The 21,395-nt window shown below is 71.5% G+C and carries 17 protein-coding genes; 8 read left to right on the forward strand and 9 right to left on the reverse strand.

Going from position 1 to position 21,395, the window contains the following annotated elements:
- Positions 1 to 2: 2 nt before the first annotated feature.
- Complete coding sequence (locus tag KZ829_RS25485) at positions 3 to 1,391, reverse strand: glycosyl hydrolase (RefSeq protein WP_220146446.1); 1,389 nt, start codon at positions 1,389 to 1,391, stop codon at positions 3 to 5.
- A 154-nt stretch (positions 1,392 to 1,545) separates the two neighbouring features.
- On the opposite strand from KZ829_RS25485, the gene KZ829_RS25490 reads away from it, so the two are divergent.
- Positions 1,546 to 2,622: a CinY protein gene (locus KZ829_RS25490; protein ID WP_220146447.1), complete on the forward strand. Its 1,077-nt coding sequence runs from the start codon at positions 1,546 to 1,548 to the stop codon at positions 2,620 to 2,622.
- A gap of 223 nt (positions 2,623 to 2,845) precedes the next feature.
- A complete protein-coding gene (locus tag KZ829_RS25495) occupies positions 2,846 to 4,063 on the forward strand; it encodes a L,D-transpeptidase (RefSeq protein WP_220146448.1) in 1,218 nt (405 codons plus the stop codon).
- 51 nt (positions 4,064 to 4,114) lie between these two features.
- Here the strand turns inward: KZ829_RS25495 and KZ829_RS25500 are convergent, their stop codons facing one another.
- The 4 genes from KZ829_RS25500 to KZ829_RS25515 form a co-directional block, all read right to left on the reverse strand.
- Positions 4,115 to 4,546 (reverse strand): DoxX family protein, encoded by a 432-nt coding sequence (locus tag KZ829_RS25500; RefSeq protein WP_220146449.1) that lies wholly within the window; start codon positions 4,544 to 4,546, stop codon positions 4,115 to 4,117.
- A gap of 116 nt (positions 4,547 to 4,662) precedes the next feature.
- Positions 4,663 to 5,448 carry an SAM-dependent methyltransferase gene (locus KZ829_RS25505; RefSeq protein ID WP_308285657.1) on the reverse strand — a complete coding sequence of 262 codons (786 nt, stop codon included), beginning with the start codon at positions 5,446 to 5,448 and terminating at the stop codon, positions 4,663 to 4,665.
- Between the two features lie 71 nt (positions 5,449 to 5,519).
- Positions 5,520 to 5,948 (reverse strand): BON domain-containing protein, encoded by a 429-nt coding sequence (locus KZ829_RS25510; RefSeq protein WP_220146451.1) that lies wholly within the window; start codon positions 5,946 to 5,948, stop codon positions 5,520 to 5,522.
- A gap of 52 nt (positions 5,949 to 6,000) precedes the next feature.
- Complete coding sequence (locus KZ829_RS25515) at positions 6,001 to 6,747, reverse strand: HD domain-containing protein (protein ID WP_246636258.1); 747 nt, start codon at positions 6,745 to 6,747, stop codon at positions 6,001 to 6,003.
- Positions 6,748 to 6,816: 69 nt separating this feature from the next.
- Between KZ829_RS25515 and KZ829_RS25520 the strand changes: the two genes are divergently transcribed.
- Positions 6,817 to 7,719, forward strand: a complete 903-nt coding sequence (locus KZ829_RS25520) for a LysR family transcriptional regulator (protein WP_220146452.1) — start codon at positions 6,817 to 6,819, stop codon at positions 7,717 to 7,719.
- A 537-nt stretch (positions 7,720 to 8,256) separates the two neighbouring features.
- Here the strand turns inward: KZ829_RS25520 and KZ829_RS25525 are convergent.
- Together KZ829_RS25525 and KZ829_RS25530 are read right to left on the reverse strand one after the other, a co-directional pair.
- Entirely contained in the window at positions 8,257 to 9,030 is a 774-nt protein-coding gene (locus KZ829_RS25525) for a hypothetical protein (RefSeq protein ID WP_220146453.1), read from the reverse strand.
- A gap of 329 nt (positions 9,031 to 9,359) precedes the next feature.
- Positions 9,360 to 10,496, reverse strand: coding sequence for a glycoside hydrolase family 12 protein (locus tag KZ829_RS25530; protein ID WP_220146454.1), 1,137 nt, complete (start codon positions 10,494 to 10,496; stop codon positions 9,360 to 9,362).
- Between the two features lie 157 nt (positions 10,497 to 10,653).
- Between KZ829_RS25530 and KZ829_RS25535 the strand changes: the two genes are divergently transcribed.
- The 5 genes from KZ829_RS25535 (at position 10,654) to KZ829_RS25555 (ending at position 16,331) form a co-directional block, all read left to right on the forward strand.
- Entirely contained in the window at positions 10,654 to 12,240 is a 1,587-nt protein-coding gene (locus KZ829_RS25535) for a lysyl oxidase family protein (RefSeq protein ID WP_220146455.1), read from the forward strand.
- A 183-nt stretch (positions 12,241 to 12,423) separates the two neighbouring features.
- Entirely contained in the window at positions 12,424 to 14,688 is a 2,265-nt protein-coding gene (locus KZ829_RS25540; protein ID WP_220146456.1) for a M4 family metallopeptidase, read from the forward strand.
- Positions 14,689 to 14,737: 49 nt separating this feature from the next.
- On the forward strand, positions 14,738 to 14,932 hold the full coding sequence (locus KZ829_RS25545) for a hypothetical protein (RefSeq protein WP_220146457.1): 195 nt from the start codon (positions 14,738 to 14,740) through the stop codon (positions 14,930 to 14,932).
- A 720-nt stretch (positions 14,933 to 15,652) separates the two neighbouring features.
- Positions 15,653 to 15,997 (forward strand): antibiotic biosynthesis monooxygenase, encoded by a 345-nt coding sequence (locus KZ829_RS25550; protein WP_220146458.1) that lies wholly within the window; start codon positions 15,653 to 15,655, stop codon positions 15,995 to 15,997.
- A 76-nt stretch (positions 15,998 to 16,073) separates the two neighbouring features.
- Positions 16,074 to 16,331, forward strand: coding sequence for a hypothetical protein (locus tag KZ829_RS25555; protein ID WP_220146459.1), 258 nt, complete (start codon positions 16,074 to 16,076; stop codon positions 16,329 to 16,331).
- A 136-nt stretch (positions 16,332 to 16,467) separates the two neighbouring features.
- Here the strand turns inward: KZ829_RS25555 and malQ are convergent, their stop codons facing one another.
- Both malQ and KZ829_RS25565 read right to left on the reverse strand, forming a co-directional pair.
- Positions 16,468 to 18,303 carry a 4-alpha-glucanotransferase gene (malQ, locus tag KZ829_RS25560; protein ID WP_220146460.1) on the reverse strand — a complete coding sequence of 612 codons (1,836 nt, stop codon included), beginning with the start codon at positions 18,301 to 18,303 and terminating at the stop codon, positions 16,468 to 16,470.
- Positions 18,304 to 18,366: 63 nt separating this feature from the next.
- Positions 18,367 to 21,354 (reverse strand): CHAT domain-containing protein, encoded by a 2,988-nt coding sequence (locus KZ829_RS25565; protein WP_220146461.1) that lies wholly within the window; start codon positions 21,352 to 21,354, stop codon positions 18,367 to 18,369.
- Positions 21,355 to 21,395 lie beyond the last annotated feature (41 nt).

Here is a 21,395-nt window from a genome sequence, read left to right on the forward strand (position 1 = left end):
GCTCAGGACGGCAGCAGGAAGTCCTGGTTCGTCTTGCCGTTGCAGGTCCACAGCTGCAACGGGGTGGCGTCGGCGGTGGCCTCCGCCCGTACGTCGAGGCATTTGCCCGATCCGGCGTGCACGATGTCCCGCCCGGCCGCGTTGTAGGTGAACCGCTGGGCGTCGCCGCCGTCGCACGTCCAGATCTGGATCCGCGTACCGTCGGCCGTGCCGTTCGCCGCCACGTCCAGGCACTTGCCGAGAGCCCGGAGGGTGCCGTCGGACCCGGCCGTCCACTGTTGAGCGGAGCCGCCGGAGTCGCACGTGTAGATCTGTACCCGGGTGCCGTTCGCCGTACCCGCGCCGGCGACGTCGACGCACCTGCCCGAGGCGACCGCGCGGATCTTCCCGCCGCCGGACAGACTGATCTCGCCACGGCTGAGCACCCGCGGGATGTTGTACGCCGCCTGGATCTCGGCGGTCGTGTTGTTCCCGAGCAGATGCTCGGACCACATCATGAAGTACGCCCACCGGGGCTGGGCGGTCAGCAGCGCCGCGGTCGGCATCTTCCCGATCTCGGCGACGGCGATCGGCTTACCGGCGGCGACCGTCTGGATCTGCTGGTAGTCGGCGGCCGAGGGGTGGCTCTTCCACCAGACGTCGAGGCTCACCACGTCGGCGTAGTTCGCGCCCGGGTAGTACTGCGACCAGTTCGCGGCCGGATTGTCCTGGACGTTCCACACCCAGATCAGGTTGTCCAGGCCCTGACCGTCGAAGTAGTCCCGCATCTGCTGGAAGATCTTGGCGCCGCCGTTGGCCCCGGGGCGGCCACCCCACCAGTTCCAGGTCTCGTTCATCTCGTGGAAGGGCCGCCACAGCACCGGGACTCCGGCGTCCCTCAGCTGCCTCAGGTAGGGCACGACGGTGGCCATCCGGTTGCGCCAGGTGGTGTTGAGCGCGGTGCCGCCGGTGACGATCTCCTGGAACTGCGCGTTCGTGATCTGCGTCTTCACGCCGCCGTCGAACTCGCAGGTGACGCCGACGGTCGGTGAGCAGGCGTGCCAGGTGAGCGCCACCAGCGAGCCGGCGGCCCACTGCGCCTTGGCCTCGTCGATCACGCGCTGCCGGTCGGCCTGGTCGCCGGCCCGGAACATCATGTCGCCGCCCCACAGCCCCGGGAACTGGCCGGTGACGTTGCGCGCCTGCTGGGTGTACTGGGCGGGGCTGCTCGCGGGTTCCTTGTTGTGCTGCCCGGAGACGACCGACGTGCCGGTGATCGACCGGAGGTAGTCGATCACCACGGTCCTCGCGGTGGCCGGGAACGCCTCGGCCTTGGTGGGGTGGTGGGCCAGGCCCGCGCCGAGCAGCACCAGAGCGGCGCCGACAGCCCACATCGGACGGATTCGTCGCATTCAGAGCCTCCTTGGGGGAAGGGACGTGGCTCAGCATGCGACCGTCCATACAACAGTGTCAATGTTAGATTAATAATCTAATAAACACGACAGGGCGACGGCCCATCCGTACGGGAGGAGGCGCCGAACGGGCGCACCGGGAGATGCTGCGGCGATGAGGCGGAGAGCCGGGGCGGTGGTGCTCGTGTGCCTGCTGGCGGCCACCGCCCTGGTGAGCCCGGCGCCGGTCGCCGGCTTCGGGACGATCGAGGGCGGCGGGCAACATCGCGAGCACGAGCACATCACGCGTGCCGCGCTGGCCTGCCCCGGTCGTGACTGTTTCGAACCCGGCACGCTCGGCCGGCTCGCCGGGGACGGCCGGGGGTTCGGCGCGGTCGGGTCACCGGACCTCACCGAGGTGAACGTCCCGGCCGCCCACTGCGACGACGCCGACTTCCTGGCCGGCGGATATCCGCGCACCCGGGGCCAGGCCACCGCGGCCGTCACCGCCTGCGTGGAACATCTGCGCGGCCGTTTCCGGGCGGCGGTGCGCGACGCCGCGGGACTGCTCGACGAGTACGGCCGGATCCTGCCGGAGGAGGTGTTCCTGGACGGCGGCTGCATGCTGGCCGAGCAGGGCGAGCGGCGCGCCAAGTGCACGGCCCTGGAGGAGTTCGGGCGGGCGCTGCACGGCGTACAGGACTTCTACGCGCACAGCTCCTGGGCCGACGAGGCCGACCCGGCCCGGCCGATCGGCCCGGACAACCCGCCGGGCCTGAACCTGCCCGCGCCCAGTCCGGTGCTCGATCTGCGTGGCACCGGGGCGCCCGGCGTGCCGCCGGACCTGGCGACCGGCTGCTTCGTCCTGCACGACGCGGTCCCCGGGGTGGGCGTCTGCGAGCGGCGGATCACCCATGCCGCCCTCAACAAGGACAACGGCCTGATCGACGCGGCCACCGGTGAGGCGACCGAGGCGGGCACGCCGCGTGGCCGGGTGGGGACCAACTTCGCGAAGGCGGTGACCGGCGCCGTCGTGGAGAGCCGTCACCAGTGGCGGGAACTGCGGGACGCGCTGCGTGACGAGTACGGCGAGCGGCGCGCGTCGGTGATGGTGTGCGCGCTGACCCACGACGATCCACTGTCCGATTGCGGCGGTGCTTCCGACCGTACGATGATTGCGTCCTTTGTCATGTTTGCCCTGTTCCTTGCGGTGATCGGGCTCTCGTCATGGCGCCGGCGGCAGGTCGGGTGACGCAGGTCTCCTCACCGAATCGGGGTTCCGGAGCGATCGAAGGCCGATGCGGTGTATCGGGCGGGCTCAAGATCTGTCAGGATGTCCTCTCCAGAAACACACCTGCATAGTTCGATCGACTCGACAGGCAACGTTCCGAGCCTCGGCCACGTCATCCAGATGTAAGGCATCAGGATGTGCGGCCACGGATGGCGCCGACGGGACCCCCTCGATTGTGAGAGCCATGATTCAGCGACGTAAGGTCATCATCGGCACACTGGGCGTGGCCGCGGCCGCCACGGCGGCCGGGTGCACCTCGCGTGACAAAGGCGGCACCGACTGGGTCGAGCCGGTGGCCAACATCGAGCCCCCGGTCGCGCCGGTCAAGCTGAACGTGACGCCCGTGAGCGGCACCAAGGACGTGTCGCCGGTGACGCCGATCACCGTGGCCGCCGAGGAGGGCACGCTCCAGTCGGTCACCGTCACGGTCGGCAAGGCCAAGGTCGAGGGCGCGCTCCAGGCCGACGGCACGTGGAAGTCGACCGAGGACCTGGACTACGGCAAGACCTACAAGGTGGTCGCGACGGCCGCCGACAGCAAGGGTGTGACCAGCGAGCACACCTCCAGCTTCGCCACGGTGAACCCGAAGAACGTCGCGAAGATCACCTTCCAGGCCAACGCCATGGCGTCGCTCAAGAGCGGGCAGACCTACGGCGCGGGCCAGCCGGTGATCGTCGCGTTCAGCCGCGCCGTCAACAAGGCCGCGGCCGAGAAGGCCATCGAGATCACCACCTCGCCGTCCGTCGACGGAAAGTTCTACTGGAAAGACGACAAGACCGTGCACTGGCGGCCCGCGAAGTACTGGGCCGCCGGCACGCGGATCAAGGTCAAGGTCAACGCCTTCGGCGTCAAACTCGGCAAGACGGTGTACGGCGCGAAGAACGCCTCCACGAACTTCGAGATCGGTCGTCAGCTGATCGCGATCAGTGACAACCGGACGCACATGACGAAGGTCTACATCAACGGCAAGCTCGTCCGCAGCATGAAGAGCAGCCTCGGCAAGGGCGGCGGCACCACCGGGGCCAACGGCGAGCGCATCAACTACTGGACGACCGGCGGCCCGCACGTCGTGCTCGGCCGGCTGCGGACGCACACGATGACCTCGGCGAGCTACGGCGTCAGCGACCCGAAGGACCCGAACTACTACGTCTCCGAGGACATCGAGTACTGCACCCGGATCACCTACTCCGGCGAGTACCTGCACGCCGCCCCGTGGAACGGCTCGCTGGGCCGGGCGAACCTGTCGCACGGCTGCATCAACCTGAGCACCGCCGACGCCAAGTGGGTGTACGAGAACTTCCTGATCGGCGACATCGTCGACGTCAAGAACAGTCCTCGTGAGCTGGCGATCTGGAACGGCCTCGGCGACTGGACCGTCCCCTTCGACAGGTACGGTCGCTGACAGCGAACGCCGAGAGCCCCGCCGATCACTTCGGCGGGGCTCTCGCTGTTCTCAGGCGGTGACCGGCTCGGCGGTGGCGTCTGCCTTCCGCCGGGACAGCAGCGCCTCCACCGACCAGGGACCGGCGCCGATGGCGGCCACGGCCAGGAACGACCACGCGTAGAGCGCCGAGGTGACGCCGCCGTTCTCGATGGGCATCAGGCCGGTCTTCTGGTGGACGACGAAGTAGGCGTACGCCATCGAACCGGACGCCACGATCGCCGCCGGGCGGGTGAACAGGCCGATCAGGACCAGGCCGCCGCAGACCAGCTGGATGACTGCCGCATACCAGCCGGGCCAGGTGCCGAGCGGGACGGCCTCGCCGGTGCCCTTGCTGCCGCCGAGCAGGCCGAACAGGCTGGCCAGGCCGTGGCAGGCGAAGAGCAGGCCGACGACCATGCGGAACAGCGACCAGACCGGGCCGGTGAAGCGATCGAACGTCATGGGGATCTCCTAGATCATCTGGGGTGAGGTAAGCCTACCCTAAATAGAGATCATTCAATTGTCTGAACGCGGAGGGGCCTGTGGCGTCAGCCACAGGCCCCTCCGGAGCGCGTGATTCAGTGCTTACGGGCGACCAGCGCGTTGCACATGACGTCGGCGGCGGACGCCCGGGCCGGGTCGTCGTTGTGCCAGTGGGCCACCGAGACGACACCCGGCTCGACGATCTCCACCCGGTCGCCGAACAGCTCACGCAGCCGCCCGCCGTCACGCGGGACGAACCGGCCGTCCCGGTTGGCCTTCGCCAGGCCGGCGACCACCTCGGCGGGCATGAACTCGTACGTCGCGTGACTGGCCGCGACCCAGCTGCCGGCCGGGAGCCGGTCGAGCAGCTTGGTGACGACCCCCTCGACGTCCTCGTCGTCCCGGACGAAATGCAGCACCGCGATCAGCAGCAACCCGACCGGCCGGGAGAAGTCGATCAGTGCGCGCAGGTCGTCGTGATCCAGGATGGCGGCCGGATCCCGCAGGTCGGCGTCCAGGTACGCGATCGTGCCGGGCGTCCCGGACAGCAGCGCGCGGGCGTGCGCCAGCACCAGCGGATCGTTGTCGACATAGACCACCCGGGTCGCCGGGTCGATGGCCTGGACGACCTCGTGGGTGTTACCCGGCGCCGGGATGCCGGTGCCGATGTCGAGGAACTGCCGCACCCCCTGCTCGGCGATGTGCCGGGCCGCCCGGCCGAGGAAGGCCCGGTTCTCCAGCGCGGCCGTGCGGATCGACGGCGTCACCGCGGCGATCTGGTCACCGGACTCCCGGTCGGCGGCGAAATTGTCCTTCCCGCCCAGCCAGTAGTTGTACCGGCGGGCCGGATGCGGCCTGCTCGAATCGATCGGTTCCGTCACCGCTGCACCTTTCACCCCGTATAGACATCTCGGGATGTTACCGGAGGTCTGTATCCGATGTGGACCGATGCTCAACCCGTGGTGAGACGGGGCAGCAGCACCAGCAGCACCACCGAGAGGGCCGCCAGCACGACGGCCGCCTTGAGCAGCCGCTCCCTGCGCAGCCGGGCCCGGATCAGCCGGGCCGGGTCCGGCCGCTCACCCGCCCACTGGGCCACCAGCTGCTCGAACGGATCCGTGGTGGCGCCGGCGGGGCAGGCCGTCTCCAGACGGTTGCAGACATCGGCGACCCCCGGGAAGCCGCCGGCGACCTCACCCGCGACGGCCCGCGCCCGAACCGAGCCGACCACGCCGGTCAGCGTGACGACCCGGTTCTGCGCCACCACGCCGATCGGCTCACCCGCGAGCCGGGCATCGGCCACGATCCGCTCGGTAACCCGCCAGGCGAGCCGGAGATCCTGGCTGATCACCGGCGGGTCCTCGAAGGGCCCAGACCACATGCTGTACTCCGTCCACTGCGCGGCGCGCTCGGCCCCCCGTGGGACGACGCGGTTACACGGCACAGTCTGGGAAACGGGCGCAAGCCGCCAGGATCGCGGCGAAACGGCGACGGCCGAGGTCCAGCTGCCCGCGGATGTGGTCCTTCACGTCGGCGGCCAGCGGGGTGTCCGGGCGGTCGAGGTGTGCCCGCAGGATCGGTACGGCCGGGTCGTACTTGCGGGCGGACCGCGCCACGATCGGCCCCGACGAGTGGATGATGCCGACGCCGTTGTCGGTGAAGTCGGACAACTTGATCACCCGCGCCCACGGGTCCCCGGCCAGCGACGCGGTGAGATGGTCCAGGTAGTGGCGGATGCGGTCGGCCCCGGCCGGTCGCGGCGGCGTCGTCACGGCCGCGACCAGGGCGGCCACCCGCGGATCGTGCCGCCGCGCGATGACCGCGAGCGCCTCCCCGACCGGTGGTGGCCCGGCCCGCTCAGCGCCGGTGACGGCCCACGGCTGGTCCTCCACGACGTCGTGGAGCAGGCCCGCCACCAGCACGTCCGGATCGGTGACCCGGTAGTGGACGAGCATCCGCAGGGTGACCCGCAGCGGATGGTTCACGTACGGCTCCCGGGTGCGGCGCTGCCCCGCGTGCAGGTGGGCCGCCCAGCCGGCGGCGCTCGCGACGGCGGTCCGGCCCTCCGGTGGAAGCCGGCCCAGTTCCAGGTCGAGCCGGCGCCGAAGCCCGGCCTCGCCGTACACCTCGGTCACGGCGTGGAGCGGCATCACGGTCAACTGTGCGTCCGATGTGGTCATGCGTTCATGATCGTGGATGCCGATCATCAGTAGAACTATGTTCTGCCCGAGTGCTCATAGAATCGTTCTATGGCCAATCCACGGGTCTCGTCCGACGCGCTGGCCGCCTTCGCGGTCTTCGCCGACCACCTCAACATGACCCGCGCGGCCAAGGAGCTGCACATCAGCCAACCGTCGCTGCACTCCAAACTGGCGACGCTGGCCCGCGAGCTGGGGCGGCCGCTCTACCTGCGGGCCGGCAACCGGTTACGGCTCACCGCCGACGGCGAGCGGGTCGCCCGGTTCGCCCGCGACCACCAGGAACGCCTCGAACTGTTCCTCGCCGACCTGCGCGGCGTGCCGGTCACCCGGCCACTGGTCATCGCGTCCGGTCACACGGCATACCTCTACCTGCTCGGCGACGTGATCCGCGGCATGCTGTCGGACCGCCCCGGCAGCCTGCGGCCACTGCACACCAACCGGCAGGAGATGCAGGCGGCCGTCCGGAGCGGGCAGGCCCACCTCGGTGTGTTCAGCCTGCACGTCCTGCCCGCCGACCTGGTCACCGTGCCGATCGCCCGCTACCCGCAGATGCTGCTCATGCCCGCCGAACACCCGCTGGCGTCCCGCCGCTCCCTGCGCCTGCGCGACCTGGCCGGCGCCGAACTCGTCGTCCCACCGCCGGCCCGGCCGCACCGGATCAACCTGGAACGCGCCCTCACCGACGCCGGCGTCGGCTGGACGATCGCGGTCGAGGCCGAGGGCCTGCCGATGACCCTCGACTTCGCGTCCCTCGGCGTCGGCCTCGCCGTCGTCGCCGGCTGCGTCGAGCCGCCACCCGGCCTGGTCGCCCGCCCGATCACCGACCTGCCGCGCGTCACCTTCCACGCGATCCACCGGCCGGGCGCCCTCGACGACCCGCGCGTCGCCGACCTGTTCGCCCGGGTCCGCGAGGCCGTCCCGGCGCCCGCCCGCCGCCGCGCCGCCCGCTAGCCGTGCTCCGCGTGGTCCAGGTCCGTGTTTCGCTTCCGCCCCTTTCCCGGTACGCGTGACGCCGCCCGGTTCCTTTCAGGACAGTTCCGCCCTTTCGCCGCGACTGCCACTCCAGCCTTTGCCGCGCCCGCCGGGCTGAGCCTGACCGGGCGGCCGGCGCCGCACGGGCCACCGGGTTCGGCTGGTTCTCAGAGCGGTTTCACCCTCCGAGACAGCGCTGACCCTGCTGGTCAGTTGGTCCTCTGTCCGTTCCCCCCCCCCCGGCTCGTTTGCGCCGGCCAGCGCACACGTAACGGTTCCCGTGGTCGCCCGCCCGCGTCATAGCGGCAGGCCGGGCACACGGACGGCGCGACGTGAGCGCCCGCCGGGCCGGACAGCGCGGGCGGCGGATGGCAGTGGGGCAATCGACCAGCGGGGTCAGCACCGGGAGCCGGCCGTGAAGATCCCGCGCACGGCCGGGACGGCCCAGGTCAGCTAGGACGAGGAGAGCACGCATACCGGCAGGAGTGCCGGAAGCGACAGACGGACCGAAGATCTCTAGCAGCCCAGCCGGGTGGAGGAGAGGGCTATGTCGTCGATCCAGAGGTTGAACTCGGTGGGGGTGGTGTTCGGCTGGTAGAGCTGCCAGCCGATCTTCACGGTGTCGACCGTGGGCAGGAGGAACGGGACGTCGCTGCCGCCGTGGTCGGTGGTGGAGGCGGTCAGTTCGGGGTTGGCCACGCCGTCGATCCAGACGGTGATCCGGTTGCCGGCGCGGTCCAGGGACCATTCGAAGCACTGCCAGGAGTCCTCGGTCACCGGGGCGGATTCGCGCCATTCGGTCCAGTCGCCGGTGGGGCCCCCGTCGGCGCCGATGCCCCAGAACGTGCCGGGGACGGTGGGGGCGTACTGGCCGCCGATCGGGCGGACCACCTCGGGGCTGCCGGTTCCGGTGGCCTCCACCAGGGTGAAGTGTGCCCAGTCGGGGGCGGTGGGGAAGGCGTCCACCCGCAGCCGCATCCGGCCGAAGAAGCGGGTGCCGGGCGCGGTGAAGTCATCGACGCGCAGGAAGGCGCGGCCGTTGTCGACCGTGTGGATGTGCAGGTGCTTGCCGTGGCGGGCGCGTTCGACGGTGAGGGTGCCGTCACGGGTGTCGACGCCCCAGTTCAGGGTGTTCGGGCCGCCGGACGGCAGGCGGTCGAAGTCCTCGCAGAAGAGCAGGTCGCGGGTGCATGAGCCGCGGTGGGTGGCGCCCGCCGGGCTGGACGGGACGCTGCCGGCCGCGACGCCGGCCACCAGGGCCGCGGCGCACGCGGCGATGAGCTTGCGCATCGTTCTCCTTCGGAAGGTCGTGAGCGGCGCGCGACGTCCGGTCACGGGGCGTGTCCGTTTCAGGCGGCCGTGCGTCGTGGTTGATCTTGTCCAGCTGGTCGTGAGGGCTGTCTCGGCGCGGTCGAGACAGCCCTGACGGCCAGCCGGAACATCTCGGCTGGGGTGAGGGTTGGGTTGCGCTCACGCCCGGCGGGCGCGGCACGGCCGGGAGGGGTCGCCTGGCTCGCGTGGCGCCGGCGGGGCGGCGATGTGCGGTCGGGGGCGGCGACGTGCGTACCGGAGAGGGGTTCGGAGAGACCGCCGGGCCGTGACGGCCTCTCCGGAGGTGATCAGGCCCGGGTGCAGGCGGTTCCGTTCAGGGTGAACGTGGTGGGTGAGGTGAACGTGCCGCCGTAGGTGCCCTGGAAGCCGAAGGATGTGCTGCCGCCGGCCGGGATGCCGCCGTTGTGGCCGGCGTTGCGGGCGGTGATCGCGCCGGACGTGCCGCTGAGGGCGGCGTTCCACGAGCCGGTGACGGACTGGCCGGACGGCAGCGTGAAGTTGAGCGCCCAGCCGTTGACGGCACTGGCTCCGGTGTTGGCGAGGGTGACGTTCGCGGTGAAGCCGGTGTTCCAGACGTTGGTGGCGTAGGTGACCCGGCAGGCCGGCGTGCCGGTGGTGGGCGGGCTCGACGGTGTGGACGATGTGGACGGTGACGGCACGGTGCCGCCGCCGTTGACCGTCGCGGCGAAGTTGTTGACCGCGAGGCCGGCGCCGCCGATCCAGGGTTCGAAGCCGGCCTGGACGCTGGTCAGATACCACGATCCGGTGATGGCGCCGCGGTTCTTCACGTCGGTGATGAAGTCCAGGACGCTGAAGCTCCAGCTGGTGACGGGGGAGGGCGCCACGTAGGAGACGACGGCGTTGGCGCCGTTGCTGCCCTGCCACACCTCCCAGGTGCGGCCGCCGACGGTGGCCGTGCCGATCCGGGAGCCGATCGGCTGGATGCTGCCCTGCCGGTTGAACCAGATCATGATCTCCTGCGCGTTGACCCCGTCGGTCCTCGGCGCCGGGTCGAGCCAGATGTCGTAGGAGGCGTTGTAGGTGGCGCCGGAGACGAAGTTGTAGCTGATGCTGCTCGTGGCGCTGCTGATCGCGTCGACCCGGATCGGCAGGTTCGTGCCGGGGGAGCACTTCGTGTAGTGGCAGCCGAAGTAGACGGCCGGGTAGGACACCGGGGCGCCGCTGGTGTTGCCGGTGCCCTGCTGGCTGGTGATGGTGAAGCCGGAGGCGGTGACGTTGATGCACTGCTCGGCGCTGGTGCCCCAGCGGTTGTTCATCGCGATGTAGCGGCCACCGATCGTGGTGGAACCGTACTGATCGCAGATGAGGGTGTCGGCCTGGGCGGGGGTGGCCAGGGTGAGGGCGGTCAGCCCGGTCGCGGCCAGCAGGCCGGCGGCGAACAGGGCACGGAGGGAACGGGCCATGGAAGCTCCTTCAGGGGATTGTGGGAGCGCTCCCAGCTCACGTTAGCTTCCTCCCGGGTTCGTGCCAACCGGCATCTTCCTCACAGGAACTTCATAGCCGTCCTATTCGGATGATCCGGCCGCGGTCGTCCCTCGGCCGCCCGACCGGAAGGACAGCATGACCGATCCGACGAACCGTCGTCGCCGTTCCCGCCTGCTGACCCTCGGTGCCGTCACCGGCGCCCTCGCGCTCACCGCCGCCGGAGTGGGGGTGGCGCAGGCCGCGGCCACGCCGCCACCGCTCTCCTTCGTGGCCGCCAGCAACACGGTGACCGCCGAACGGTACGACTACGACGGCGAGATCTATCTCTCGCTCGACCTCGGCCTGCACGTGATCGCCGGCAAGGACCCGTTCGAGATCTGGGCCAAGCGTGCCGGGTACGACAAGCCGATCACCGCCGAGCGGCTGGTGGTGCAGAACGGCAAGAAGAAGAAGGTGGCCCTGCCGGCCGGGACCGTCACCGACTTCTACGGTCTCAAGGACTTCACCACGATCAGTTTCGCCGACGAGTCCGGGGCGAAGATCGCCGAGTACAAGACGGCGTTCTGCGGCAACAGCTGGGGCTCGGCGCGGACCCGGCCGGACGCGCCGGCGACCAACCCGTACCCGACGGGCTGCAACGGCTACAACCCGTTCACGCTGGGCGCCGTCTGGGGCGTGCAGGCCGGGTGGAACGCGCAGGTGCCGGACCAGCCGAACTACGCGCCGGGCAAGCCCTCGTTCGACCTGGCGCCCGGGAAGTACACGGCCACCGCCACGGTGAACCCGGTCTACCGCGAGATGTTCGGCATCCCGGCGGGATCGGCGACCGCCACGGTCGGCGTGACCGTGGTCAACGAGTCCGCCGGTGGCGAGGCCGCGATGGCCAAGGCCAGGAAGGCGGAACCGGCCGCCGCGCCGCCGGCCGAGGGCGAGCACGCCCTGCACTCCGGTGAGGGTGACGCGAGCCGGCAGGTGTCGTCGTACCTGCCGGAGTTCCGTGCCCCGGCCAAGCGCCCGGCCACGCTGAAGGCGGTGCCGGCCGGTGGGCCCAAGCCGGACCTCAAGTCGCTCCCGGCCTGGGGGATCTCCCTCAGTGACGAGGACGGCAAGTGGTACGTCAACTTCGGCGCCACGGTCTGGAACGCCGGCACGTCTCCGCTGCTGGTGGACGGCTTCCGGCGTACCGGAACGGATCTGATGGACGCCTACCAGTACTTCTTCGACGCCAAGGGCAACCAGGTCGGGTCGAAGGAGGCCGGGACCATGGAGTGGGACCCGCGGGAGGGGCACAAGCACTGGCACTTCACCGACTTCGCCCAGTACAACCTGCTCTCGTCCGACCAGAAACTGGCGGTGCGCAGCGGCAAGGAGGCGTTCTGCCTGGCCAACACGGACGCGGTCGACTACACCATCGCGGGCGCCGAGTGGCGGCCGGAGAACACCTCGCTGGAGACCTCGTGCGGGGCGGACACCGTGGTGGCGGTGCGTGAGGTGCTGGACATCGGCAACGGTGACACGTACAGCCAGAGCCGGCCCGGCCAGTCGTTCGAGATCACCGATCTGCCGAACGGCACCTACTACATCCAGGTGCTGGCCAACCCGGAGAAGAAGCTCGCCGAGCTGAGCACCACCAACAACACGGCGCTGCGCCAGATCATCCTCGGCGGCACGCCGGAGGCGCGGACGCTGACCGTTCCGCCGGTGCACGGCCTCGACGGCTGACCGATAGCGCCCACCGCCGGCGCCCGTTGTGGGGCGTCGGCGGTGAATATATCGATTGAGTCTTATAAGTGCTGTTCAGGGCTGCTGGTATGACTCGGAAGATATAGATGCCCTTCGCTTAATGTTCTCCATACTGGGCCGACACGTCGTTCGACGTGGATATCGGGTTCGGGGAGGAACCAAGTGAAGAGACCCCTTGCGCTGGCCGGCGTCACCCTGCTGGCCGGCAGCGTCCTCGTGGCCACCGCCACGAGCACCTCAGCGGCGCCCACGCCCCCCGTCACGCCGCCCTCGGAAGCACAGGCGGTCCGTACGGCCGAGGACCACATCGACGCCCGCCCGGCCGCCATCGAGGCGGCGCCCGGCGAGACCTACTCCGTCTACCGCACCACCGTGGACGACGACGGCGCGGCGCACGTCCGGTACAACCGCGAGTACCAGGGACTGAGGGTCTACGGCGGCGACTTCGTCGTGCACTCCAAGCCGGGCGGCGCCTTCGACGGCACCTCGGTCGGCCTGGACAGCCCGCTCAGCCTGAGCACCACCGCGAAGGTCAGCGCGGCCAAGGCGCAGAAGGCGGCCAAGGCCCACTTCGAGGGCCGGATCACCGGTACGCAGGCCCCCGAGCTGTTCGTCGACGCGAGCACCGGCACCGGCGTGCTGGCCTGGGAGACCGTGGTCAGCGGCTGGGCGCCGGACGGGCAGACCCCGTCGAAGCTGCACGTCATCAGCGACGCGGTCACCGGCGCGCACATCGGTGAATTCGACGACATCGAGACGGTCGCCGGCACCGGCGCGAGCATCTACTCGGGCAGCGTCGCCGTCGACACCACGCTCTCCGGCTCCACCTACAGCATGATCGACCCGTCGCACGGCAACGGCCGGACCTGCGACATGAACAACGGCACCAGCACCTGCACGACCTTCACCGACGCCGACAACGCGTGGGGCACCGGGGCCACCTCGAACCGGCAGTCCGCCGCGGTCGACGCCCACTTCGGCGCCGCCAAGACCTTCGACTACTTCAAGAACGTGCACGGCCGCAACGGCATCTTCGGCAACGGCACCGGCGTCCCGTCCCGCGTCCACTACGGCAACGCGTACGTCAACGCGTTCTGGGACGGCTCCCAGATGACCTACGGCGACGGCTCCGGCAACTCCCGCCCGCTGGTCTCCCTGGACGTGGCCGGCCACGAGATGTCGCACGGCGTGACCGAGAACGTCGTCTCCGGCGGTCTCACCTACTCCGGCGAGTCCGGCGGCCTGAACGAGGCCACCAGCGACATCTTCGGCGCGATGGTCGAGTTCTACGCCAACACCAGCGCCGACCCCGGTGACTACCAGGTCGGCGAGAAGATCAACATCAACGGCAACGGTACGCCGCTGCGGTACATGTACAACCCGACGCTGGACGGGTCCTCGCACGGCTGCTGGTCCACCAGCACGAACAGCGTCAACGTGCACTACTCGTCGGGCCCGGGCAACCACTTCTTCTTCAACCTGGCCGAGGGCACCGGGGCGACCTCCTACGGCACCTCGCCGGTGTGCGGCTCGGCGCCCGCGGTGACCGGCATCGGCCGGGACAAGGCGGCCGCCATCTGGTACCGGGCGCTGGACGCCTACTTCACCTCCAACACCCGCTACGTCAACTCGTCCACCCCGGCGAACACCTCCCGCGCCTACACCCTGCGGGCCGCCACCGACCTGTACGGCTCCTGCTCCACCGAGTACCGCGCCGTACAGGCCGCCTGGACCGCCGTGAACGTGGCCGGCAGCGACGCCACCTGCTCCACCGGCAACGACTTCTCGGTGACCGTGTCGCCCACCTCCGCCTCGGTCAACCCCGGCTCGTCCGCCACCGCCACCGTCGGCACCGCCGTCACCAGCGGCTCCGCGCAGACCGTGACGTTCAGCGCGAGCGGCCTGCCGACCGGCGCGACCGCCTCGTTCAGCCCGGCCTCGGTCACCGCGGGCGGCACCTCGACGCTCACCATCGCCACCACGGCGGCCACCGCGCCCGGCACCTACACGGTCACCCTGAGCGGCGCCGGCACCTCGGCGACCCGGACCGCGTCCTTCACCCTCACCGTCAACGGCGCGGGCGGCACCTGCTCCGGCACCAACGCCACCGACGTGACGATCCCGGACAACACCACCGTCACCTCCACGATCGCGATCAGCGGCTGCGCCCGCAACGCGTCGTCGACCAGCACCGTCGAGATCCACATCGTCCACACGTACGTCGGTGACCTGGTGGTGGCCCTGGTCGCACCGGACGGCAGCGCCTACACCCTGCGTAACCGCAGCGGTGGCAGCGCCGACAACATCGACACCACCTACACGGCGAACGTGTCCTCCGAGGCGGCCAACGGCACCTGGACCCTGCGGGTCCAGGACGCCGCCACCATCGACACCGGATACATCAACAGCTGGACCCTGACCCTCTGATCCCATCGGCGGTCGTCAGGATGACGGCCATATCGTCGGCGCCGGCCGCGTGATCGTGGCCGGCGCCGATCGGATCCTCCAGCTCATCGCCGTGCCGGCGCGACAGCCGCTGAGCCTCGGCTACCTCGACCCTTTCGTCATGACACCATTCTTCATCGGCATCGGCATCGGCATCGGCATCGGCATCGGCATCATCGGCTACGGGCTGGGCCGCAAACGCCGCCCGCTCGCGCCGGTGGGGTGACCCTTCGCTCCGCGTGTCGCTTCCGGCTTCTTCCCGGTACGCGTGACCTCGTCCCGTTCGCGTTCGGACCGTCCCGTCCGTTCCGCGCGGCTCGCTGACCGCTCCGGCCTGTGCCGCGCCCGCCGGGCTGAGATCGGTTGGACACCCCAGCATGTGCTGCCGCTCGCTCCGGGTGGGTGGTCGCGGTGGTGCTCGCCAGGCACCCGGGACGCCGCTCCCGGCCGGTCCCCGCCGGCTGGTCGAGCCGTCCGCGAGCGTCGATGTGGATCTTGGGTAATCGTTGCCGAGCGGCGCGATCCTGGGCGATCGTGGTCGTCCGGATGACAACCAGGAATCAAGATCGGCCCGAAACTACAGTCACCCACGATCGCCGGCGAGTCGGGATGACGCCGCGGCCACCCGAATGCGCGACTCGACATCGCGGCCACCTACAACCAGGAAACAGGCTCTCCGGCTACCTCGATCTTCCACGCGAGCCGGTGGACGGGGTTCCTCGCTCACGCGGAGTGCCGGCCGGACTTCGGAGTCGAGCCGCGTTCCAGGCACGGAACAAGCGGTCGAAATGGACGGTCTCGCGGTCGAGGAGGTCAGCGGGCTGCGAACCGGAACCAGCATCACCACCCGGGTGTCACCGTCGCTGACGGATCGATGCCCTGTTCACCGGTGCGACCCGGGCTGACCGGGGTCGCGCCGCGCCGGTGGATCGGCGAGGATCGGCGGATGTCCGAGCCCGCACTCGAAGGACCCGATCCGGTGAGCGTCATCGTCCGCACCTCGACCGCCCGGGTGGTGCCCGGCAGGATGGCCGCGTTCACCGACTACATCCTGGCCGCTGTGAGTGCCTTCCCCGGCGAGAACCCGGGCCTGCTGAGCCATCGGGTGCTCGTCGACGACGAGGCCGGCGAGCTGGTCTACCTGTCCCGCTGGCGCGACGAGGAAGCGCTCGCCGCCTTCGCCGGGCCGGCCTGGCGCGACGCCCCGGTCATGCTCCCCGGCGAGGAGGAGTACCTGCTGGCCCCGCTGCTGGTCCGGCACTATCGCGAGGCCGGCGAGTGGTCCGGCTGACCGCGGCCGCACACATGTCCCGCCGGAGGGGGACAATGGTCGCTGGTGGGCCGGTCTAGCACGGGAAGGTGACGCCATGGGAACCGGTGACAGGCAACGCGAGTTCGACCAGATCGTGGCGGGCCTGACCGCCGACTATCCCTCCCTGGCGGGCCGGCGCGGCTGGACACCCGCCACCCGCGCCGTCGTCGCGGTGGTCGGCGGCGTGGTGTGGGCGCTGCTGTCGGTGGCGATGGTCGCCTGGGGGACCGCCGGGGTGCTGCTCACCCTCGCGGTGGTCGCGCTCGCCGCCACGGCCGCGGCCGTCGATGCCCGCCGCCGTCGTCGCTGGTGAGTACCCATCGCGGTGTCCCAGCCGGTCTCGGTCAGCCGGCCGTTCTCCCGCACGAGGGGCCGGGTCAGCCGGTCGCCGCTCTTGGACGCGCTCCGATGCCAACGTCGACGTCCGCCTCGGTCAGGGCGGCGGGTTCTCACCTCCCGGCCAGCTCGGCGAGCAGATCGCGGGCCAGCGGGGCGGCCAGCAGATCCTCGACCGGAGCGGGCAGGGCGATCCGCCAGTTCGGGTACTCGTCGATGGTGCCCGGCATGTTGGGCCGCTCGGCGACCCCGGCGGCGTCGTCCAGGGTGGCCAGCGCGATCCGGGACGGGCAGGCCGCCAGCCGGCGGTGCTGGGCCAGCACCGCCGCACGGATCTGCTCCGGCCCGACCGGCGCCGCCGGATCGATGCCTGCGTCCCGGCGCAGCTCGTCGCGGGTCCGCTCGATGTCGGCGGCGTCGAAGTCCTTGCCGATGCCGGCCATGTCCCGCTGGTCGGAGCGGGTCAGGATGCCGGCGATGGTGGCCTGGTCGTGGGTGCCGGTCGCGCCGACCGTGTTCTCCGGGTTCCACGCGCAGCGGTCACCGGTCTCGGTGCGGTAGCCGAGCATGCCGATCGCCGCCATCGTCTCGCGGACCTCCCCGGCGACCGTGCCGATGTCCTCGCCGACGATCCACGCGCCGGCCCGGCACGCCTCGATGCGCACCACGGCGAGCAGCGCGTCCACCGGGTACCGCACGTAGGCGCCGTCGGCGACCCGGCCGCCGGCCGGCACCCAGAACAGCCGCCACAGCTGCATGACATGGTCGATGCGCAGCGCGCCGGCGTGCCGCAGCGCCGACCGGACCAGGTTCCGCAGCGGCGCGAACCCGGCCGCCGTCAGCGCGTGCGGGTCGAACGGCGGCAGTCCCCAGCGCTGGCCCTCCCGGTTCCACGGGTCGGCCGGGCAGCCCACCTCGAAGTCCAGGGCCAGCAGATCCTGAAAGAGCCAGGCGTCCGCCGAACCGAAGTCGAAACCGACGGCGGCGTCCAGGCAGATCGTCACCCCGCTGTGGCAGGCCACCGCGAGCTGCCGGTCCGCGACCCACTGGCACCACATGTGGAAACGCACCCGGTCGGCGTGCTGGTCGGCGAACGCGGCCACCGCCGGGGCCAGCGGGTGCGCGTACCGCTCGGGCCACGCGCGCCAGTCGCCGCCGTGGGTCTCGGCCAGCACCGTCCACGTCGCGAACGCGCGCAGGTCGTCGCCGTGGCCGGCCGCCCAGTCCCGGAACTCGGCCGGCTCGCTGTCGCGGACCACCGCCCAGATCCGGGCCAGCGCCTCCTGCTTGATCCGTGACACCGCGTCCCGGTCGATGCGCCGGCCGGCGTTCAGCGCCCGGCCCGCCGCGGCCAGGTCGGCCAGGTCGGCCCGCTCGGCGCCGGGAGCGTCACCGGGGGCGATGTGCAGCACGTTCAGCCACTGCCGGCTGGCCGGGCTGTACGGCGAGTTCGGCGCCGGCCGGACCGGGGCCATCGCGTGCACCGGGCTGACCAGCAGCACGCCCGCGCCGCGCGCCGCCACCGACCGGGCGAGGTACGCCAGGTCCCGGAAGTCGCCGATGCCCCACGAGTCGCGGGTCCGGGCGGCGTAAAGCTGCACGGCCAGGCCGGCGGTCCGCGGCGGCTGCGGCAGGTACTCCTCGGCGGCGAGCACCTGGCGTACCGTGCCGTCGTCGGCGGTCAGCGTGTGGTAGCCGGCCCGGTCCACGGTGCCGGTGACCCGGGTCGTCGTGCCGTCCTCGTGGCGCAGCGTGCCGTACAGGGCCGGATGGTGGCGGCCCGGGGTCGCCACGAGCGGCTCCGCCGCCAGCAGGCTGCTGCGCCGGAACCGCTCGGCGAGGGCCAGGCGGGTCGGCTCGGCCGGCATCCGCTCGACACCGAACGCGTCGGTGAAGCTCGGCACGACACCGAGAGCGGTGAGGTCAACGGCAGGCGACGGAGCGGTCATGGCGTTCACGGTTCCGCTCGCCGGGTGTCGCCGGCCGTCCCGCCCGGGAGCGATCCGGGTGCGTCAACGGCCGAGATGCACGAAGGCCGCCCACCCGTGATCGTCGTCGTCCTCGTCCAGTTCCTCCAGCGCGGCGAGCTGGGCCAGCCGCAGCGCGTCCACCGGCGTGTGGCCGCCCACCGACAGGTGGTGGTGCATGTCGTGCATCAACCGTGCCGTGCCGGCGTCCGGCACCGGCCACAGCGAGCCGAAGACGGTGTGCGCGCCGCCGGCCAGGAACGCCGTCGCCAGGCTGACCGCCTCGTCGTGCAGCGAACCGACCGCCCCGGTGGAGCAGGCGGACAACACCACCCGGTCCAGGTCGAGCCCGGCCGAGCGGGCCCGGGCGAGCAACTCCAGCACCGGCAGGTCACCGTCGGCCAGGGCCAGGCTCGCCTCCGCCGGACGGTCCTGGTCGACGTGGCCGTGGCAGGCCAGGTGCAGCAGTGACGGGCCGCGGCCCGGCTTGGCGATCCAGTCGAGCACGTCGTCCCGGGTGGCCGTGTGCAACAGCGTGCCGCCGGGATGGAAGTCGCGGTGCACGTCGCGCGCCTCCTCGGCGGCGTACCGCAGGTCGCCGCGGGGGTCGCCGACGATCAGCGCCGACTCCGGGGACCGCAGCGGCATCCCGGCGGTGTCCCGGAACATCCGGGCCGAGACGCTGTACGAGACGACCAGCCGCTCGATCGCGTGGTGCCGGCCGGTGCCGTCGTCGTACCGGGCGGCGTGCCACGGCACCAGGGTCAGCGCGCCGGTCGGGATCAGCACCAGCCGGGCCGGCCGGTCCAGCCGCCACCGGTCGGTGAACGCGGTGAGCGGCCCCATGCACGCCGTCCACGCCCACCGGCAGACGTCGTCGAACGAGTCCTGATCGTCGTCGTCCTCCGGCACCAGGTCCCGGCCGGACTCGATCCATCCGCCGACGGCCCGCCCGGTGGCCAGATCCGGCAGCGGCAGCACATGGACCGGGCCGGTCACCGGCACGATCACCGCCAGGCCGGGCCGGTCGTCGTCGGCCGCGACCAGGTAGACCAGCGCGTCCGCGCCGACCGCGGTCAGCGACTGCCGGATCCCGGCCGGATCCGCGGTGGCGAGCACGTCCGAGTCCGCGGTGAGGGCGTGCATCGCGCGTACCCGCAGATTGTCGTCGGGTGAGTCACCGGCACCGCTCGTCTCCCGCCAGGCGGTGGCGAGATCGGGGTGCCCGGCGGCGATCAGCCGCTCGGGCATCGAGCGGGACGCCGTGGCGGCGTGCAGGGCGAGCCCTCGACCGGCGTCGAGGACCGCCACCAGCTCATCGGCGGCGTTGTCCTCGGCACACCAGGCGGCGACGGTCCGCACGTGGCGGGCGGCGGCGGCCGCCGACTCCAGGGCCCGGCCGGTGTCCGCCTGGATCAGTGCCTGCCAGGTGAGCGCGACCAGGGCGGACCGGCCTAGTTCCCGGCCGCGGGCCTGGTCCGGACGGTCACCGAGACGCAGGCTCTGCCCATGCGCCACGGCCAGCTGCGGCCAGAGCGCGTGGTGCGGGCCACCGGCGAGCGCGCACGCGGCGGCGTAGTGGGCGGCCGCCCGCGCCGCCGCGCCACCGGACGGGTCGCGGCGGGCCAGCTCCCGTTCGGCGGAGCCCGCGGTCTGGTACGCCGGGATCTTGAGCATCGCGTAGTCGTCCGGGATGTGGCCGAGCAACCCGCCCACCTCCGCGGCGAGCCGGCGCAGAGCAGCCGTGTCGTCGTCGACCGCCGCGGTGTACACCGCTCTGGCCAGCGCGTAGACGCGGGCGGCAGCCGTGATCGGGGTGCCGGCGGGATCCCCGGTCACGGCGCCGCTGAGGATGCCGCGCAGCAGGTCGGTCGCGGGATTGCCGGTGGGCAGCGCCTCTCCGGCCGCGTGCAGCACGGCGGCGGCCTCCAGTTCGTCACCCTCCTCGGCCAGCCGTAGCGCCTCGCGGCGGGCGGTGAAGACCGTGGCGAGGGCCCGCAGGGCCGGGTCGGACGCGTCCTCGAACTCGGTGAGGACGTTCTCGAAGGCGGCGAGATCACCCTCTTGCAGGGCCCGGCCGCCGCGCGCGAGGGCGAGCATGTCGGCGAAGTCGGCGCGGTTCTTCTCCGGATAGCGGTCGTTTCCGGTGAGGCGGGCGAGGATGCCGACGCCCCGGTCGAGATCGCCGGGAGTTCCGGCGATCTGGTCGAGGGTCGCCTGGGCGGCGTCGAGCTCGGCACGCAGGTGCGGGTCGGGCAGGTCCACGTCGCGGTACCGGGCGAGCAGGGCCCGGACCCGGGTGAAGTCGTGGGCGCGGCCCTCCCGCACGGCGGTGCCGATCTCCACCATGGCCAGGGTTCCGGCCAGCAGCGCCTGGTCGCCCAGGGCGGCGTCGCCGGGGGCGTCGAGCACGGCGTGTCCGAGGTCGACGTAGCCGTGGAACTCGTCGCGGTCGAGTTCGTCGCGGCCGTACCGGATGAACGCGGCCCGTAGCTGTTCGCGGGCGATCTCGCAGCGCAGTTGATCGCCGGGATCGCGCCGCAGCGCCTCGGCGAACCGGTCGAGCGCCACGGCGAGACCGTCCCGCTGCCCACCGGAGAAGGCCCGCACCAGGTGGGCCCGGCCGGACAGGTGCCAGGCGGCGTCGTTGTCGAGGGTCCGGGTGGCGATGTCCGCGAGGTGCACGGCCCGCGCGATGTCGGCCCGGTCGCGGGTGCGCTCGGCCAGGAAGGTGACGAGGGTGCCGCAGAGGTAGGCGGCGACCGGGTCCTCCGGCGTGCGGTCGAGGACGTGCCGCCAGAGGGCGATGGCCCGCCCGGCGTCGTCGAAGCCGGTACGGTCGCCGTTCCACCGTTCGTGGAGAGCGATCGCGAGCAGCCGGTGCGCCTCACCGTCGCCGTCCGCCGCCAGGGCGGGCCGTCCCCGGCTGATAACCGCGTCGAGTTCGGGGCCGGAGACGGTCTCGCCGTCCGTGACCCGTTGCCACCAACCGCGCAGGACGGCCAGGGCGGTGTTCGCGTCGTTCTCCGGCATCCGTGTCCCTCTCGCGCCGTGTCGTCGGACGCCGGGTACTG

The organism is Actinoplanes hulinensis (genome assembly GCF_019429605.1).
Classification (GTDB): domain Bacteria; phylum Actinomycetota; class Actinomycetes; order Mycobacteriales; family Micromonosporaceae; genus Actinoplanes; species Actinoplanes campanulatus.